We start from the raw sequence: 17,893 nt of genomic DNA on the forward strand, positions 1-17,893 counted from the left end.
CGCCCTCCCGCTCACCCGTTGGCCGCGGCGTAGCCCTCCTCGTACTCCGAGCGGATCGAGTCGCCGCCCGCCGAGCGCCAGTCCGCGACGACGTCATCCCAGGAGGAGACAGGCTCGCGACCGAGCAGGATCGCGTTCGTGGCGTCGTTGAGCGTCGTGTTGAGCCGGCCGCCGACGGTGCCCTGGGTCGCCGAATACAGGCCGACGGTCGGGTTGCGCACGCCGGTGGGGATCACCTGCTGCATGTGGTCGTAGATGTCCTGGGCGACCTGTGGCCGCCCCGGGTAGTAGTTGGGCCGCGGCCCGTCGATGAGGTACTCGATCGGGAACGTGCCGCCGGACGCCTCGGTCTCACCGAGTTCGGTGAGGACGGGGTCGTTGTTGCCGTCGAAGTCGTAGTGCACGCCCTCGAGACCATACTTGCGGAACAGGTGCTCCGCGGTGCCGATCGGAGCGGCCAGGAAGTTCAGGACCTCGAGCAGCATCCGCACCCGGGCCTCGTCGCCCTTGGCGATCGCCGAGATCGTGTTGTTCGGGTTGCCCAGCCAGAACGGCGCCGGCTGACCGTCCTCGCCCGGCGTCAGCATCAAGCCGACCAGGTAGCCCTCGCCTGCGGTGCTCCCGACGTCGTACATGGAGCCCATCGCCGAGTAGGTGTCCTGGTGGATCGCGCTCGACCCGGCGCCGAACCAGCCCTTGGCGTCGGCGCCGGTCGCATCGGCGAAGTCCGGGTGCACCAGTTCATCGGCCACCAGTGAGCGACCCAGCTCGAGTGCCGCCTTGTATCCGTCGGCCTCGATCGCGTGGCTGAAGGCGCCCGCGTCATCGACCCCCCAGGTGTTGGGGAGCCCGTACATCTGCTGGAGCGTCGCCATCGGCACGTTGGTCAGGGCCCAGGTGTTCGCGCGCGTGTCGGTCAGGTCCCGGCACGTCTGCACGAAGTCGTCGATGGTGGCGGGCTGAGGGTCGACACCGCGGGCCTCGAACAGGTCGTCGCGCGTGTAGAGCAGGCCCGAGGACTGCACCCCCCGGCTGATCGGCAGTCCGTAGATCGCCCCGTTGTACACCGTGCCCCGCCAGGAGTCCGTCGGCAGGTTCGCCAGGAACGGATAGTCCGAGATGGCGTCGCCGGACAGGAACTCGGTGAGGTCCTGGCACTGCGCCGCGAGGAACTGGGGCAGCTGGGCGAAGCTCATGTCGATCGTGAACACGTCGCCGAGCCCGTCGCCGGCCACGGCGGTGGCGAACCGCTGGGGATAGTCGGCTCCCGGCGTGATCGTGAGCCGCAGTTCGGACCCGATGCGCTCGTTCAACGCCTGCCAGTAGGAGTTGCGGTCCATGCTCGGCGGCACGGCCTTGTTGACCGGGACCGAGCCCTGGATGGCGGACCCGTCGGCGGGCGGCCCATCCGTGGCGGCCTGCGGGTTCGCCGGGTAGGAGAAGAAGGTGTCCGGGATGCCGTCATCGGTCCCCGGCAGGTCGGCGGTGACTCCCTCGAAGCGGATGTAGGTGGGCAGTTCGACGCCCGCGTCCGCGACTCCACCCCCGGTTGCGGGCGGGGTCGTGCTCGAGGAGCAGGAGGCGCTCGCCATGAGGGCGGCGGCGCCGATCCCCGCGGAGAGGAAGGTACGACGTGACAAGGACATGGTGGTTCCCTTCTGATGGGACCGGCGCCGGCGCCGGCCGACGAATCAACCTTTGACCGCTCCGGTGAGCACGCCCTTGGCGAAGTGGCGCTGCAGGAACGGGTAGACGATGAGGATCGGCACGATGGTCACCACGAGGATCGCCATCTGGATCGAGGGCTGAGGGGGCAGATTCTCCACGCCGGAGCCGAGGTCGGTGGCGCTCATCTCCGTGTTGTTGATGACGTAGGTGCGCAGGACGAGCTGGAGCGGCCACATCCCACTGTCGTTGAGATAGATGAGGGCGTTGAAGAAGGCATTCCAGTAGCCGACGGCGTAGAACAGGCCGATCACGGCCAGCACCGCCTTGGAGAGCGGCAGCACGATCCGGGCGAAGATCGTCAGGTGGCCGGCGCCGTCGATGCGGGCCGAGTCGGTCAGTTCGGCCGGGATACCCATGAAGAATGCGCGCAGCACGATCACGTTGAACGCGCTGAGCGCGGTCGGCAGGATCAGCGCCCAGTAGCTGTTGAGGAGCCCGAGCTCCTTGACCACCAGGTAGTTCGGGATCAGCCCGGGGGAGAACAGCAGGGAGAACAGGACCAGCATGAGCATGGGCCGCTGCCCGAAGCTGCCCTGTCGGCTGAGGGCGTAGGCGAGCAGGGTCGAGACCGCGAGACTGATCGCCGTGCCGACGACGGTGACCCCGACGCTCACGGCCATGGCTCGGCTGACCACGCCACCGGCGAAGATGGTCCGATAGGAGTCGAGCGAGACGCTGGTCGGGAACAGCACGAACCCGCCCGAGGCGTTCACCTGCGCTCGATCGGCGAGGCTGGTGGAGACGATCCCGACGAAGGGCAGGATCACCGCTGCGCACAGCAGGATCAGGACGACGCCCTTGACGGCGCGCGAGGGTGCGCCCGGAGCATCGATCGGGCGGCGGCGCTGCGCCGGACGAGCAGACGTAGCGGTCATGACTTGTACACCCCGTTCTCGCCGAGCAGATGGGCGATCTTGTTGGCGCCGAGCACGAGCAGGACCCCGACGGCGCCCTTCACCAGCCCGACCGCGGCCGCGACGCCCCACTGGCCACCGACGATGCCGTTGTTGTAGACGTAGGTGTCGAGGACCTCGCTGGCGGCGAGCCCGACGCCCCCCTGCTGCAGGATGATCTGCTCGAACCCGACCGTCAGGGAGTCCCCGAGGCGCAGGATCAGCAGCAGCACGATGATTCCCCGGATGCCCGGGAGGGTGACGTGCCACATCTGCCGCCACCGCGAGGCGCCATCCATCGACGCGGCCTCGTAGAGCGATGCGTCGATCTGGGACAGCGCGGCGAGGAACAGGATGGTCGCCCACCCGGTGTCCTTCCACATCACCTGGCTCGTCAGCAGACCGACGAACAGGTCGGAGTTGCCGATGATCGAGAACGTGTCCGCGCCGTGTGTGCGGAGGAAGTTGTTGATCATCCCCGAGCCGCCGAGCACCTGCTGGAACACCGCGACGACGATCACCCAGGAGAGGAAGTGCGGCAGATACAGCACGGACTGCACGGCCCGCTTGATGCGCTCCGAGAGCAGGCTGTTCAGCAGCAGTGCGAGCGCGATCGGGGCCGGGAACACCAGGATCACCTGGACGAGCGTCAGCACCAGCGTGTTCCGGAGCGCGTTCACGAACGCCGGGTCGCCGTTGAAGATCACCGCGAAGTTGTCCAGGCCGACCCAGGGGCTCTGACCGAACGGCAGGAACGGGACGTAGGCCTGGAACGCGATGACGTTGCCCAGCAGGGGGAGGTACTGGAACAGCAGGAGCAGGGCCATTCCGGGCAGTGCCATCACCAGCAGGGCCCGGTCGCGAATCAGCCGGGAGTACCACGGGTTTCTGCGCCTGCGCAGAAACGGCCGCGGGGCACCAGAGGACATCCCTGTTGTGGTGCGGTCGAGTCCGACGGGTCTCGACGAGGTGTCGCCGGTTGCGACATCGGTGTGGCTCACGCTTGACTCCATCGACTATCTCAGCGCTGTAACATGAGGAGTATCCGCACAGGTGCGTTGTCGTGTCAAGCGTTGGGCCCGCCGCCTCACCCAGAGGCGATCAGTGGCGTAGGACCGTGCAAGACCGTTGGAAATACATCACTCACAGAGATTGTGGTCGATCGGGGCATCGGTGCGCCCACGTCGGCGAGCCGACTCGATCACGGCCGATCGGGCCGCCTTGACCGGACTGCCATTCAGCGCTGTAAGGTTGACGGTGTCTGACCTTGCCCCCATTCCCGACGAGGAGAACGCCACCATGACCCACCCACCGGCCGCGACCCCGATCGCGCCTACCACCGCGCCGGCCGGACCGACCCCGTCGGCCGAGTTGCTCGGCACGCCCTGGGCCGTCGACCGGGCCGACGGCACGCCGTTCTCGAAGGACCCGTCGGTGATCCGCTTGGGCGATCGCTACCTCATGTACTTCACGCTTCCGCCCGAGGAGCCGAGTGCCCAGCGCGGGTGGCACGTCGGCATCGCCGAGAGCCACGACCTGCGGACCTGGACCCTCGCGGGGCGGCTCCGCCCGTCGGGCGATGCCGAGGCCCGTGGTTTGGCCGCCCCGGGCGCCGTCGTGCTCGACGGGGTCGTCCACCTCTTCTACCAGAGCTACGGGAACGGCCCGCTGGATGCGATCTGTCATGCGTGGTCGCAGGACGGGGTGACCTTCATTCGGGACGCGACGAACCCTGTTTTCCGGCCCACCGGGTCCTGGAACTGCGGCCGAGCGATCGATGCCGACGTGGTCGTCGACGGCGACCGCCTCCTGCTCGCCTACGCCACGCGCGACCCGCAGATGAGGGTGCAGATGCTGGGCGTGGCGGCGGCTCCTCTCGACAGCGACTTCGGGGCCGCGGCCTGGCGGGACCTGAGCCTGGACGCACCGGCGCTAGCCCCCGAGCTGCCGTGGGAGCTGGAGTGCATCGAGGCGCCGGCCTTCGTCCGGCGCGGCGAGCAGCTGGTCATGTTCTACGCCGGCGGCTACAACAACGAGCCCCAGCAGATCGGCTACGCGGTGAGCGAGGACGGTGTCCGGTGGACCCGTGGAACCACGGAGCCGTTCCTCCCGAACGGTGAGCCGGGCTCCTGGAACTCCTCCGAGAGTGGTCACCCGGGAGCGTTCACCGACGACGACGGCCGGACGTACCTGTTCTTCCAGGGCAACGACACCCGGGGGCGCACCAACTTCCTGGCTGCCACCGAGATCCACTGGGACGGGGACCGGCCGCGGCTGAGCCAGTCCACGTGAGGCTGCTCAGGCCTGCAGTGCGGCGTCCTCGTCCACCGCGAGCTGGCCCACGGTGCTCTCGCGCACCGCGAGGCGGTGACTGACCACCGACCGAACCGGGGGCAGGTCCGCGCCGCCCGGTCGCGAGCGGGCGAGAAGCCGGTCCACGCATCGACGAGCGAGCCCCTCCAGGTCCCACGACACGCTGGTCAGCGGCGGTGCGGTGAACCGGGACTCCTCGTTGTCGTCGAACCCGGCCACGGCGATCTCGGTCGGCACGGCGATCCCGCGTTCGCGAAGGCGCGCGAGTGCGCCGCTGCCCACCAGGTCGTTGAAGCAGAGGATGGCGTCCGGCGGTTCCGGTAGCGCGAGGAGATGGTCGACGGCGGCCGCGGCCTCGGGCCGACGGGTCCGGTCCACGGGGGCCAGGTACTCGGAGCGCACCGGCAGTCCCGCCGCATCGAGCGCCTGGCAGAGCCCGCGGTACCGCAGTTCCGAGGCGTTCGCACGCATCTGCGGCTGGATGCCGATCGTCGCGATCCGCGTCCGGCCCTGCTCGATCAGGTGCGCGGCCACGGCACGCGCTGCCGCCACCGCGTCGGTGGTGACGTGGTCCGAGGACGCCGTGGCGCCACCCTCGCCGATCAGGACGAGGTTCTGGTGGGCGAACCGGTCGCTCAGCTCGGCCTGGCTGATGGCATCGGGCTGCAGGATCACGCCGTCGACCAGGCGCGCGCCCCCGCCGCTGACGACGGCGCGCTCGAGATCCACGGAGGAGCGGGTCTGCTCGATCAGCACCATCCAGTCGTGCTCGGCCGCCGCGTCCATGACGTGACTGGCCAGTTGCGCGTAGTACGGATTGTCGAGTCCGGGGATGGCCAGAGCGATGAAGCCGGTCTGCCGGCTCGCGAGCGCGCGCGCGGAGAGGTTCACTCGGTAGCCGAGGGTCGCCAGGGAGGCCTCGACCTTCGCGCGGGTTTCCGCGCTCACGTGGGGGTGGTTGTGCAGGACGTTGGAAACCGTCTTCGCCGAGACGCCGGCGTGTGCGGCCACGTCGGAGAGGCGCACCCGGCCGCTGCTACCGGGCACGGGAGGCGTCCGAGCCTCGGTTCACATACACGGCTCCGATCGTAGAGGCTCCGAGCGGCGGTCGGCTGTGCCAGCGCGTCCGGAGCTGATCGTGGTCCGGGCATCATTCCTGGCGCTACCGGAGGTCCAGGACGGTGAGGCCCACCGCGCTGCTGAGGCGCTCGTAGTCGTCGTTCCGATGCGCGAGGGTTGCGCCGTGGCGGAGCGCGACCGCGGCGATCAGGCAGTCCTGGAGTGCGCGCGGCTGGTGACCGGCGGCGCGCGCATGCTGGAACACCTCTACGGCGCCCCGGTAGTCGACGGTCGGATCGACCCGTAGCCAATGCTGGCTGAGCAGAAGTCGCTCGACCTGCTCAGTCTGTGCCCCCCGACGGGTTCCGGCGAGAACTTCCATCAGCACGGGTTCGGTGGTCGCCAGGTCGCTACCGAGGCGATCACGCACGAACGCCGTCGCAGTGGAGGCCGTTCCGCGGAGGAACTCGATCCACACCGACGTGTCGACGAGGATCACTCGCGCTCCACGCGGTCGGCGCGCATCGCCGTCAGGTCGCCCTCCCACCCGCTCCCTTCGAGCGCCAGCATCTCCGGACGGGTCATGACCGGCCCTACCAAGCGCCGCAGGGCGAGGTCGACCGCCTCGCGCTTGGTCCGCACCCGGTAGCGGCGCATGACCTCGGCGACCAGGGCGTCATCGAGCTCGATGTTTGTGCGTGCCATACACCAATCATACACTTCGATGGGTCGCGGTGTCTCAGCCGATCCGACGTCGGTAGATGGACATCGCGACGGCGTAGGCGACCGCCAGAACGCCGACCAGCCAGGCGAGGGCGACCCAGATATCTCCGCCGACCGGTTCCGCCGCGAACAGCGCTCGGATCGTGTCGACGATGGAGGTCACCGGCTGGTTCTCCGCGAACCACGCGACCGGGCCAGGCATCGAGTCGGTCGGGACGAACGCCGAACTGATGAACGGCAGGAAGATCAGCGGGTAACTGAACGCGCTGGCGCCGTCGACGGTCTTCGCGGAGAGGCCGGCGATCACCGCGAGCCAGGTCAGCGCGAGGGTGAACAGGACCAGGATCCCGGCGACGGCCAGCCAGGCGCCCACGGATGCCTCCGTGCGGAACCCCATCACCAGGGCCACGCCGACGACGATCGTGACCGAGACCAGGTTCGCGACCAGGGACGTGAGCACGTGCGCCCAGAGCACGCTCGACCTGGCGATCGGCATGGATTGGAAGCGCTCGAAGATTCCGCCCTTGAGGTCGAGGAACAGCCGGTAGGCGGTGTAGGCGACGCCGGACGCGATCGTGATGAGCAGGATGCCGGGGAGCAGGTAGTCGATATAGGACCCGTCGGATCCGGTGGTGATCGCACCGCCGAGCACGTACACGAACAGCAGCATCAGCGCGATGGGTGTGACCGCCGTGGTGACGATCGTGTCGGGGCTACGGAGGATGTGCCGCAGCGAGCGGCCGGTCAGGACGCCGGTATCGCCAACGGCGTGGGCGGTCATCGGGACCCCTTCTGAGTGGTCGCGCTCCGGTCGGAGCTATCGGCGGTGTCGGTCTCGCTCGGCTCACCGACGAGGGCGAGGAACACGTCCTCGAGGGAGGGCTGCTTCTCGACGTAGGTGACCTCGACGGCCGGGAGCAGCCGCTTGAGCTCGTCGAGCGTGCCGCTGCTGATGATGGTGCCCCGGTGCAGGATGGCGATCCGGTCGGCGAGCTGCTCGGCCTCGTCGAGGTACTGGGTCGTGAGCAGGACCGTGGTGCCACCGTCGGCCAACTTCTTGACGGTCTGCCATACCTCGATGCGCGCCTGGGGGTCCAGCCCGGTGGTCGGCTCGTCGAGGAAGATCACCGGAGGGTCGCCGATCAGGCTCATCGCGATGTCGAGCCGACGGCGCATGCCGCCCGAGTAGGTCGCGGCCCGGCGACCGCCGGCGTCGGTGAGTGAGAAGCGGGCGAGCAGGTCGTCGGCGATCGCCCCCGGGTTGCGCAGGTGCCGCAACCTCGCGATCAGGACCAGGTTCTCCCGTCCGGTGAGCACCTCGTCGACCGCCGCGAACTGGCCGGTCAGGCTGATCGATTCGCGGACCCGCCCGGGATTCGCCCCCATATCGATGCCGTTCACCGTCGCGGTGCCCGCGTCGGGTCTCGACAGCGTCGAGAGGATACGGACCAGGGTGGTCTTGCCCGCGCCGTTCGAGCCGAGCAGCGCCACGATGCTGCCCGCCTCCACGTCGAGGTCGACGCCCCGCAGCACGGGCAGGTCCTGGAAGGACTTCTCGATGCCCCGCACCCGGATGGCGGGCTCGCGGGTCGCCTGAGCGGTCATGTGTCGGCCTCCGGTCCACCGCCAGCGACGGCGTCGATCGCCTTGGTCAGGCGGGTGCGCTCCTTGTCGATCCACTGCGTGGCCGTATAGGCGCGGGCGAAGTCCTCGGCGAAACCGACCGGGTCATCGCCGACGATGGTCCGCACCGACGTGCCGTCGACGGCGGCCCGTTCCCAGAGGTCGGCGAAATCGCCGAACATCGTGACGATCGTTTCGCCGTCGGTGATGCCTCCGTAGACCATGAAGTACCGCTCGAACGCCTTCGCGGCGCTGCGGTAGGGCTCCGGGAGGCCCTCGATGCGCGCCTTGTACTGTCGGTACTGCTTCTTCTGCTCGAGCGATCCCGTGAGGGTCTCGATCCATTTCGCGACCATGATCAGTCTCCTTCTGCGGGTGGGTGCTGGATGTGGTGGTGGAGCTGTTCGATCCGTTCGGCGAGGAAGCTCCACGTGCCCCAGAACTCCTCCAGGTCCTCTCGGCCCGTAGCGTTCAGGGAGTAGACCTTGCGCGGTGGTCCCTTCTCCGACGGGACCTTCACGACGTCGACGATCCCGCGCTGCTCGATCCGGACCAGGAGCGCGTAGATGGTGCCCTCGGCGATGTCGGCGAAGCCCTGCTCGCGCAACCGTGCCGTGATCTCGTAGCCGTAGGCCGGCCGCACGGCCAGGATCCCGAGGACGATCCCCTCGAGCGTGCCCTTGAGCATCTCGGTCATCTGTCGACCCATCTGGATTCCTTTGCTACTAAGTGTTGGTGACTACTGGTAGATAGTAGCGCTGAGTACTGCTAGGTGGCAACACTGAGTACCGCGTTGTCGCCGAGCTCTACGGCGCGGTGCGCAGGTGAGCAGATCGCTCGCTCACCCACGGGGGGTGATGCCCGACCTCGGTCGGATTCCTTACCGTGAAACGCGCGACGGCTCTCTGTCGAGGTCGTTGCAGCGAGCGGGCGGCCCGTCCGCCGCGAGCGCGAGGAGCCACCGATGAGCACACCGGCCGTCGACACGACCGCGCCGCACCCGCGCCGGCTCGTCGACGCCCTGGTGCCGCCGACCCAGCGCCGCGACTGGACCGTGGTCGCCGACAAGCTCGACCTGGACAGCGGTGACACGAGGGCGAAGCGGTCCGCGTTCTGGGTGATGCTCGTGCTCGCCGGCGTCATCGCCGTGTCCGGCGTGGTGACCGATTCCACGGCCACCGTGATCGGCGCGATGATCATCGCGCCGCTGTCCACCCCGATCCTCGGGATCGGTCTCGGCATCGTCACCGGTGAGCGCTCGGCGATCCTGCGATCGGTGGCGTACGTCCTCGGTGGCGTGGCCCTCGTGGTCGTGCTCGGTCTGCTCGTCACGCTCGTCCTGCCTGCCACGACCGGGGTCGCCGACAACTCGCAGGTCACCGGGCGGACGGCGCCCGGCGTCGGCGACCTCGTCGCCGCGTTCGCCACCGGGTTCGCGGGCGCCATCGCGCTGACCCGGCGGGACCTCGGGGACATCCTCCCGGGCATCGCGATCGCGATCTCGCTGGTCCCGCCGCTCGGGGTCGTCGGCGTCTGCCTCGGCGTGGGCCAGCCCGCCCTCGCCGCGGGCGCGCTCCTGCTCTTCGCGTCCAACGCGGTCGCGCTCGTGGTCGCGGCCACCGTGGTCTTCTCGGCCGTCGGGTACGGCGCGCAGGCGCGCGCGGCGCGGCGCGCGGCCGAGGCCCGACGGCGGCACGCGACGACGCTTGTGGCTCTCGTCGCGGTGTTGGCCGTCGCGATCCCGATGATCGCGAACTCGGTCCAGGCCGTGCTCGCCGACCTCTGGCTGCGCCAGGCCAGTGCCGCGGCGCAGGAGTGGGTCCGGGGTGTCGACGAGGCCGTCATCGAGGACGTCTCCTGGCTCGGTCAGGACCTGGTGGTCGAGGTGCGCAGCCCTGGTGACCTGCCGGACGCCGCGCCGTTACAGGAGCAGGTCGATAGTCTCGTGCCTTGGGAGCCCCGGGTCATCGTCGTCCATACCGTGGGGGAGAGGGTCGAATCATGATCGATCGATCGGGCAGAACGACCAGTCGGACCAGTGCGAGCAGACCGGGCGCCGACCGGCGCCGACGCCGCCTGCGGTTGACCTGGGCCGGCCTGGTCGCGGCCCTCCTCGTGGTGCCGTTCACCCTCGTGCCCGCGCTGCCGGCCTTCGCGGCCACCTGGGGCATCCAGAAGGTCGAAGCGAGCACGGGACCGTATGAGCCGGGTGATCAGGTGCTGTGGTTCGTCACGGTGTCCTGTTCGGACCCGAACGCCGACCCCTGCGTGCCGACGACCCTGACCGATCCGCTGCCCGACGGCCTGGAACTCGTCAGCGCCTCGATCCAGAGCCAGGCCGGTGCGACCGGCGGCGAACTCGTCGCCGACACCGACGCCGACACGGTGACCTACACGGCGGACAGCGTCGCGAACGGGGGTCAGGTCCAGATCCTCATCACCGCGCAGGTGGACCCGGACCTGCCCTACAGCGCGGACGGCGTCCCGATCACGAACACCGCCACCGTGGTCTCCGACAACGCGACCGAGCAATCGGCGTCGGACGACATCGTGCCGGTGGTGCCCCTGGTCCTCGACTCCGAGACCACCAAGTCCATCGAGCCCGAGGGTGCGCTCGCCGCTCCCGGCACGGCCGCGACCATGACGCTGGGCGCGACGAACACCTCCAACGACCCGGTTGACACGCTCGTCGTCCAGGACCCGGTGGACCCGACCGCGGACCCGAACCCGTTCACCCTCTTGGAGTACACCGGCACCGGCGACATCACGATGCCACCGAACGCCGACACCGTGACCGAGGAGTACTGGGACGGCACGCAGTGGCTGCCGCTCGACGACACCGTCGACCCCGCGGACGTCCAGGGCGTGCGGTACACGTTCAGCGGCGACATCCAGCCCGGCGCGACCGCGACGATCCCGGTGCAGGTGCAGCAGAGCGACGCCGTCGAGGACCTCACCGAGGTCACCACCGTCACCAACGACACCTCGTCCTACGTCACCCACGGTACGGACGAGTCGACGCCGACGACGGCGTCCGACACCTACGTGATCACCCCACCGAACAACTCCGTCGAGGCCTCCAAGAGTTTCGACCCGGCCACCGTCAGCGCCGGTGACCCGACGACCGTGACCCTGGGCGCGACGAACACCGGGACGGCCGTCACCTCGATGACGATCAGCGAACCCGCGCCCGGGACCGACAGCCCGTTCGAGGGAGCCGACCCGCTGACGTTCACCGGGTTCGGCCCCGACGGCGACGGGACCGGCGTCACCTGGCCGACCGGTGCGACGGCGGCGACCGTCACCTTCACCTGTGCGGACGGGGCGATGCCGAGCCAGGAGACCACCACCGTCAATACGCTGCCGAACCCGCCGCCCGACTGTGTCGTCGTCGGGTTCACCGTCGAGTTCACCGGCGACATCGTGAGCGGCGCGGCGGCCACGATCCCGTTCACCGCCGACACCGACCCGGACCAGGACCCCGACGACGTCACCCACCCCAACACGATCGCGGCCGAGGTTCCGAATGCCGACGCGGCGGCCTCGGCCGACCTGGTCACCCTGATCGACCGGCTGGCGACCGACACCACCAAGGTGATCTCGCCGTCGACCATCCCGGCGGTTCCCGGCCAGAGCGTCATCGTGCAACTGCCCACCCAGCTCCTGCCGTTCGGGCCTGACGGGTCGACCACGAATGCCGACCAGATCGTGATCTCCGACCCCGCCGACCCGAGCAACCCGACCGACTTCTGGGACCACTTCGTCGCCACCGAGGTGCGCAGCACCGACGTCCCGGCCGGCTCCACCCTGACGATCAACTACTGGGACGGGACCGCATGGGTCCCGGCCACCGACTGCGGCCCGTACACCGGCCCGATGACCGTCAGCTGCGACCTGCCCGCGGACGCCCAGGGCGTGCAGTTCGTGTACGACTCGACCGGTGACGGGTTCCCGCCGGGCACCCAGTTCCAGCCGAACTTCGTCGCCGAGTTCACCGGCCCGGCCACCCAGGACGACCCGCTGACCAACTGTGGCGCGTCGAGCGCCTCCTCGGACACGGTCGAGGAGACGGAACCGGCCGTGGGCTGCGCCGAGGTCGACCCGTTCCCCGTCGACGGTGACGGCACCGGCCTCGACTTCATGGACAAGACGTTCCTCGGCGACCCGCCCGTGTCGGTGCTGGCGCGGTCGGACGACCAGGTGACCGCACAGCTCACCTGGTCCACGAGCGGCTTCTCCGGCGTCGACCCGATGGTCATCTCCGACATCGCCGACCCGGAGGACACCCCGATCGAGGAGTCCTTCTACGACGCGTTCGACCTGGTCCGCGTGGAGCCCATCGACACCTCCGTCGACCCGCTCATCGGATACGACCGGATCACCGGCGTCGAGCTGTTCATCGACGGCGCCTGGGTGCCCGCCCTCGGCGACCCGTGCCCGTGTGACGGCTCCTTCCCCGGCTACACCCTCGACCCCGACCTGGAGCAGCCGAACGCCACGGCCGTGCGCCTGACCTACTCGGAGTCCGAGAACCGGGGCACCGACGACCCGCTCGCTCCGCAACCGGGTGACGGCGTGGCCCGGTCCACCCAGGCCGACGGGCGGCACCTGAACCTCACCTTCGAGGTCCGCGACTACCGCCGCGGAGCGCCGACCGAACCCGTCCTCGGGTCCACGAACGGCACCATCTACAACACGGACGACCCCGGTCTGGTCAACAACACCGCCCGTGCCACCGGGACGTTCGAGGGCGTCGACTACACCGACGTCGACGACGACAACGTGCTGATCATCGACCAGCCCCTGAACGTCACCGTGGCCAAGGACTGGACCGGCGGGCCGATCTCGGTGCCGCCGCCGGACACCCCGGCCGACGCGTACCCGTCCACGACCGTCACGATCACCGGGACGAACGCCTCCGCGGCCAAGGTCGACCAGTTGCGTCTCGTGGAGCCGGGTGTACCGGACTCAGGTGACGTCCAGACGGGTGAGGGCACCTCGCCCTTCGACGTGTTCAATCTCACCGGCATCACCCTGACTCCGCCCGAGGGTGCGACGTCCACGACCGTGACGCTCACCTCCATCGGTGGCACGACGGAACAGTTCGACGAGGCGGCAGCGGAGGCGCTCACCGCGGCGGATCTGGTGGACGTGGTCGGCGTCGAGGTCGCCTACGAGGGGCTCGTGATGCCCGGGGCGACGGGAAGCATGGACCTGATCCTGCAACTGCGGGTGGCGGACCGCTACACGACCGATCCGATCTACGGCGACGGCGGCACGATCGATGTCGACACCAACCCGGTTCCCAACGGCGCCGTCGCGACAATCGACGACCCAGGCGGCATCCCGGGCGAAGACGTCCGGCTGGCCTGGGACGACGCCGAGATGCCGCTGCAGGTCGCCGGCATCGACATCGTGGTCGGTAAGTCGTTCGAACCGGCCCAAATCGTCGAGCCGAGCACCGGCCCGGTGACGATGACGCTCACCGGCCAACCGGTCGGACCCTCGCGCGCCGTCGAGATGGTGATCGAGGACAGCGACCCGCAGTTCTGGAACTCCTACGACTTCGTCGGCTTCGACGGCGCCACGCTGACGGCGCCCATCCAGCAGGTGCTGGTGGAGGCCTACACCGGCGGCACGTTCGTCGCGGGACCCGGCGGGGTGTCGGTCGTCGGAGGTGCGTGGGAGGGCGCGGACGGCGAGCCGTCCGCGACGTTCGCGCTGCCGGACGGCGTAGCGCCGGAGGACGTCCAGGGCCTGCGGTTCACGTTCACCCGCACGGACGGGTCGATCTGGGAGAACCCTGCCACCCCGGTGCAGGCGATCCCGATCTCGGTCGAGCGCCGCGAGGAGATGCGGACCGGCGGCCCGGTCCTGACCGACCTCGAGGGGAATCCGCCCGCGCCCGGTGAGACCGCGCCCGGCGTGACCAGCAACACGGTGCAGGGCACGGTCACCGGCGCGGACCTTGTGGTCGACCCCGACACCGGTGACCTGGTCCCGGTCTCGGCCGCCGACGAGGCACCGGCCCAGATCGTGTACGTGCATGCGACGAACGGCGTCGAGATCGTCAAGGACTTCGACGGCGTGGTCACCGGTGGCACCCAACCGCCGGCCGCGGTGTTCCCGATGAACATCACGGTCACGAACACCGGCAACCGGCCGATCTTCGACCTGGTGGTCACCGACCCGATGCCGACCGACGCCGCGGGCGGTCAGTTGGTGCTCGCGGACGTCCCCGAGCCGTTCTCCTACGAGCTCGCCGGTGACCCGCCGGATCCGGCGAACGGCGACCCGTTGCCGACCGACGCCGACGAGGTGACGGTCGTGCAGGTCGGCGACATCGAGTCGCTCACGTTCTCCTTCCCCACGGGCACGGTGCTCGAGGTGGGCCAGTCCTACGTCATCACAGTCCAGGTCCAGTTCCGTCTAGGCCTCGAAGCGGGTGCCCTGGTGCAGAACACCGCGGGGGTCACCGCCGACCGTCCCTGGGACGAGTGTGTGACCCGCCTGAACCCGGACACCGGCGCCTGTGAGGCCGACTCGGACGTGACCACGGTGCCGTCCGCGGTGTTGGCCCAGTCGAAGTACGTGCGGGCCACCGACGGCGACGAGCTCGACGTCATGATCGACCCGGCTGCTCCGAACCAGGACGTCGAGTGCGTACCGGACGCCAACGGCTTCTACGCCTACCCGTGCACGCCGGTCATCATCCCGGGGCACGACGAGACATGGCGGATCCACGTCGACAATGTCGGTAACCTGCCGATGAACCAATTGGTCCTCTACGACCGGCTGCCGACACCGGGCGATACGGGTTCGTTCGCGGACTCCCCGCGCGGGTCGGAGTGGGAGCCGCTGACCTCCGTCGCCTCGGTGCCGCAGCTCGTCGACGCCCCGGAGGGCGCGGAGGCGACGCACTACTACTCGACGGTCGACGACTACTGCATGGACGACCTCACCGATCCGATCAACCAGCCGTGCCCGACCGACGACCCGACGACCGGGTGGGTGCAGCTGACGGCGGACACGGATCCGGCGGATCTGGCGGCCGTGACGGCGCTGAAGACGGTGGTCACGTTCGCCGAGGAGGCGTTGTTCGAGCCGGGGGAGTTCATCGAGCTGGACGCCACGACGACCACCCCGCCACAGGTCCCCGACGCGGGCGACCGTTCGATCGCCTGGAACTCCGCGGCGGTGTCCGGGGTCGTCGTCAACAACGGCACCGAGTTCCCGCTGCTGCCGACCGAAGGCACCAAGGTTGGCGTCGCGACGGCGTCCGGATCCCTCGCCGTGGCCAAGCTCGTCGTCGGTCCCGCCGCGGATCAGGCACCCGAGACCTTCCTGCTGTTCGTCCAGTGCACCTCCGCCGTCGGGACCCCGGTGGAGACGGTTCTGGACCCGATCCCCATCAGCGTGACGCCTCCGGCCCCGACCGTCGTTCCCGACCTGCCCTACGGCGCGGAGTGCACGATCACCGAGGACGGCAGCAACGGCGAGACCGAACTGATCGTCGGCACCGTGACGATCGAGAGCGAGGACCCGGCCCAACCGACCACGATCACGGCCGTGAACCGGTACGAGGTCGCCGGCATCGACATCTCGAAGGACGTCGTCACCGACGCGGTGGACGACGAGGGCCAGCCCGTTCCGTTCGGGCCGTTCGAGGTCACCGTCGAGTGCACGTTCCTCGGTGAACCCGTCTACGCGGAGGGCTACGGCCCGCTCAACCCGATGGTGGTGACGATCGAGGACGGCGAGACCGTGCACCTGGACGGGTTCCCGGTCGGATCGGTCTGCACCGTGACCGAGACCGGGACCGGCAACGCCGGCGCGGTCACGATCACGGTGACACAGGGTGACGCCGAGCCAGTCACGACCGACGGCCCTTCGACTGCGGTCACGTTGGTGACCGACGCCGACGACGGCACCACCGGGAACACGATCGAGTTGACCAACGTCTACGACGTCGGCCAGCTCGACCTCCTCAAGGTCGTCGACGGCGACGGCGCCGAGATCTACGGCGCCGGCCCGTTCACCCTCGCCCTGCAGTGCACCTTCGACGACGACGGGGATGGTCCGGGGGAGCCACGGGTGGTCTTCGAGGACACGGTGGTCCTCGGCGCCGGCGGGCCGCTGGACGCGCAGATCCCGAACCTCGTCACCGGTGCGGTGTGCACGGTGACCGAGACCGACGACGGCGGTGCGACGTCCAGCGTCGTCGAGCCGAGCGAGGTGACGATCGGCTCCGGTGACATCGTCACGGTCACGGCGACGAACACGTTCGACGTCGGCTCGATCGTGCTGGACAAGGTGGTCGACGGCGACGGCGCCGACCTCTACGGCGACGGGCCGTTCACGGTGACCGTCGAGTGCACCTACGAGGGCGAACCCGTCGCGATCCCGGGTGGAGCCGAACAGGCGATCACGCCCGGCACCACGACCACCATCGACGGCCTGCCCGTCGGCGCGGCGTGCCTGGTCACCGAGACCGACGACGGCGACGCCGCGGCCACCTCGATGACCGTGACCGAGCCCGGCGAGGACCCGGTGGAGGCCGAGGGCACCACCGCCGAGATCGTGGTGACCCCCGTCGACGCCCAGGGCGAACCGACCGCCGTCGGGATCGTCGCGACGAACACGTTCGACCTCGGCGCGATCGGAGTCGACAAGCTGCTCGACGGCGACGGCGCGGACCTGTACGGAACGGGACCCTTCGAGGTCGCGCTGGCGTGCACGTTCGACGACGAGGCCGTCGAGATCCCGGGCGGGTCCGAGCGTGAGCTCGTGCCAGGCACCCAGGTGCTCTACGAGGACCTCCCGGTCGGCGCCGAGTGCGCCGTCACCGAGACCGCGACCGCGGGAGCGACCAGCACTGTCCTCGAGCCCGAGGGCGGCATCATCATCGTGCCCCCGGCCGGGGACGGCGAGGAGCCGGAGATCGCGGTCGTCACGCTCACGAACGTCTTCGATCTCACCTCCCTCGAGGTGGTCAAGGTGGTCGACGGCGACTGGGCCGCCAGCGGCTCCGACGGCGTGTTCGAGGTCACCCTGGCCTGCACGTGGATGGTCGACGGCGTCGCCACCGATCTCGAGATCCCCGGCGGTCCGGTGCGGGTGCTGCAGGCGCCCGACGACCTGGTCGCGACCTACGACGACCTGCCCGTGGGTGCGCAGTGTGAACTCACCGAGACGGTGACCGGTGACGCCGACGGCACCTCGGTCACGGTCGAGGTCGAGGGCGCCGAAGCGGTCACCACCGAGGGCGAGACCGTGGTGGTGCCGCTGGGTGACACCACGGCACCGGGCCAGGCGCTGGTGACGGTCACGAACTCCTTCGACCCGGTGCCGCCGCCGGCACCACAGCCCCCGGACCCGCAGATCCCGCGAACCGGGTCCGACGTCGGCTGGCTCGGCGCGGTAGCACTCCTGCTGGTCGGGGCCGGGGCGTACCTGGTGACCCGACGGCGCCGCACGCCGGGGAGGCACCCCGGGATGTAAGCCGGGTCACAGTCGGTTCGGCCCCGCCCGCGGGTCCCGCGCCGTAGCCTCGG

At 69.6% G+C, this 17,893-nt stretch carries 13 protein-coding genes; 3 read left to right on the plus strand and 10 right to left on the minus strand.

The genetic code is table 11. The features are described 5' to 3' along the window. Positions 1-11: 11 nt before the first annotated feature. The 3 genes from EXU48_RS00945 to EXU48_RS00955 are packed head-to-tail and all read right to left on the minus strand — an operon-like array spanning position 12 to position 3,463. Positions 12-1,646, minus strand: a complete 1,635-nt coding sequence (locus tag EXU48_RS00945) for a type 2 periplasmic-binding domain-containing protein (protein ID WP_133105704.1) — start codon at positions 1,644-1,646, stop codon at positions 12-14. Between the two features lie 45 nt (positions 1,647-1,691). Then, positions 1,692-2,603 carry a carbohydrate ABC transporter permease gene (locus EXU48_RS00950; RefSeq protein WP_133105705.1) on the minus strand — a complete coding sequence of 304 codons (912 nt, stop codon included), beginning with the start codon at positions 2,601-2,603 and terminating at the stop codon, positions 1,692-1,694. After that, entirely contained in the window at positions 2,600-3,463 is an 864-nt protein-coding gene (locus tag EXU48_RS00955; RefSeq protein ID WP_235856767.1) for an ABC transporter permease subunit, read from the minus strand. The genes EXU48_RS00950 and EXU48_RS00955 overlap by 4 nt, the downstream gene beginning before the upstream one ends. A 415-nt stretch (positions 3,464-3,878) precedes the next feature. Here EXU48_RS00955 and EXU48_RS00960 point away from each other — a divergent pair, with 415 nt between their 5' ends. After that, entirely contained in the window at positions 3,879-4,913 is a 1,035-nt protein-coding gene (locus EXU48_RS00960; protein ID WP_235856768.1) for a family 43 glycosylhydrolase, read from the plus strand. Between the two features lie 6 nt (positions 4,914-4,919). Here the strand turns inward: EXU48_RS00960 and EXU48_RS00965 are convergent, their stop codons facing one another. The 7 genes from EXU48_RS00965 to EXU48_RS00995 form a co-directional block, all read right to left on the minus strand. Further along, positions 4,920-5,981, minus strand: coding sequence for a LacI family DNA-binding transcriptional regulator (locus EXU48_RS00965; protein WP_133105706.1), 1,062 nt, complete (start codon positions 5,979-5,981; stop codon positions 4,920-4,922). A gap of 115 nt (positions 5,982-6,096) precedes the next feature. Then, on the minus strand, positions 6,097-6,492 hold the full coding sequence (vapC, locus tag EXU48_RS00970) for a type II toxin-antitoxin system VapC family toxin (protein ID WP_165962641.1): 396 nt from the start codon (positions 6,490-6,492) through the stop codon (positions 6,097-6,099). Next, on the minus strand, positions 6,489-6,698 hold the full coding sequence (locus tag EXU48_RS00975) for a type II toxin-antitoxin system VapB family antitoxin (RefSeq protein WP_133105708.1): 210 nt from the start codon (positions 6,696-6,698) through the stop codon (positions 6,489-6,491). Before EXU48_RS00975 ends, vapC begins: the two co-directional genes overlap by 4 nt. Positions 6,699-6,732: 34 nt before the next feature. Next, positions 6,733-7,497, minus strand: coding sequence for an ABC transporter permease (locus tag EXU48_RS00980; RefSeq protein ID WP_133105709.1), 765 nt, complete (start codon positions 7,495-7,497; stop codon positions 6,733-6,735). Further along, a complete protein-coding gene (locus EXU48_RS00985) occupies positions 7,494-8,321 on the minus strand; it encodes an ABC transporter ATP-binding protein (RefSeq protein ID WP_133105710.1) in 828 nt (275 codons plus the stop codon). The genes EXU48_RS00980 and EXU48_RS00985 overlap by 4 nt, the downstream gene beginning before the upstream one ends. Further along, the gene (locus EXU48_RS00990) at positions 8,318-8,695 is read right to left on the minus strand and encodes a DUF1048 domain-containing protein (protein WP_133105711.1); all 378 of its coding nucleotides are present in this window, start codon (positions 8,693-8,695) and stop codon (positions 8,318-8,320) included. The genes EXU48_RS00985 and EXU48_RS00990 overlap by 4 nt, the downstream gene beginning before the upstream one ends. A gap of 2 nt (positions 8,696-8,697) precedes the next feature. Then, positions 8,698-9,048, minus strand: a complete 351-nt coding sequence (locus EXU48_RS00995; RefSeq protein WP_133105712.1) for a PadR family transcriptional regulator — start codon at positions 9,046-9,048, stop codon at positions 8,698-8,700. 255 nt (positions 9,049-9,303) lie between these two features. On the opposite strand from EXU48_RS00995, the gene EXU48_RS01000 reads away from it, so the two are divergent. Continuing rightward, entirely contained in the window at positions 9,304-10,344 is a 1,041-nt protein-coding gene (locus EXU48_RS01000) for a TIGR00341 family protein (protein ID WP_133105713.1), read from the plus strand. Then, positions 10,341-17,840, plus strand: coding sequence for a DUF5979 domain-containing protein (locus tag EXU48_RS01005; protein WP_133105714.1), 7,500 nt, complete (start codon positions 10,341-10,343; stop codon positions 17,838-17,840). The genes EXU48_RS01000 and EXU48_RS01005 overlap by 4 nt, the downstream gene beginning before the upstream one ends. Positions 17,841-17,893: the final 53 nt, after the last annotated feature.

Origin of the sequence: Occultella glacieicola, assembly GCF_004353825.1 — a bacterium.
Lineage (GTDB): Bacteria > Actinomycetota > Actinomycetes > Actinomycetales > Beutenbergiaceae > Occultella > Occultella glacieicola.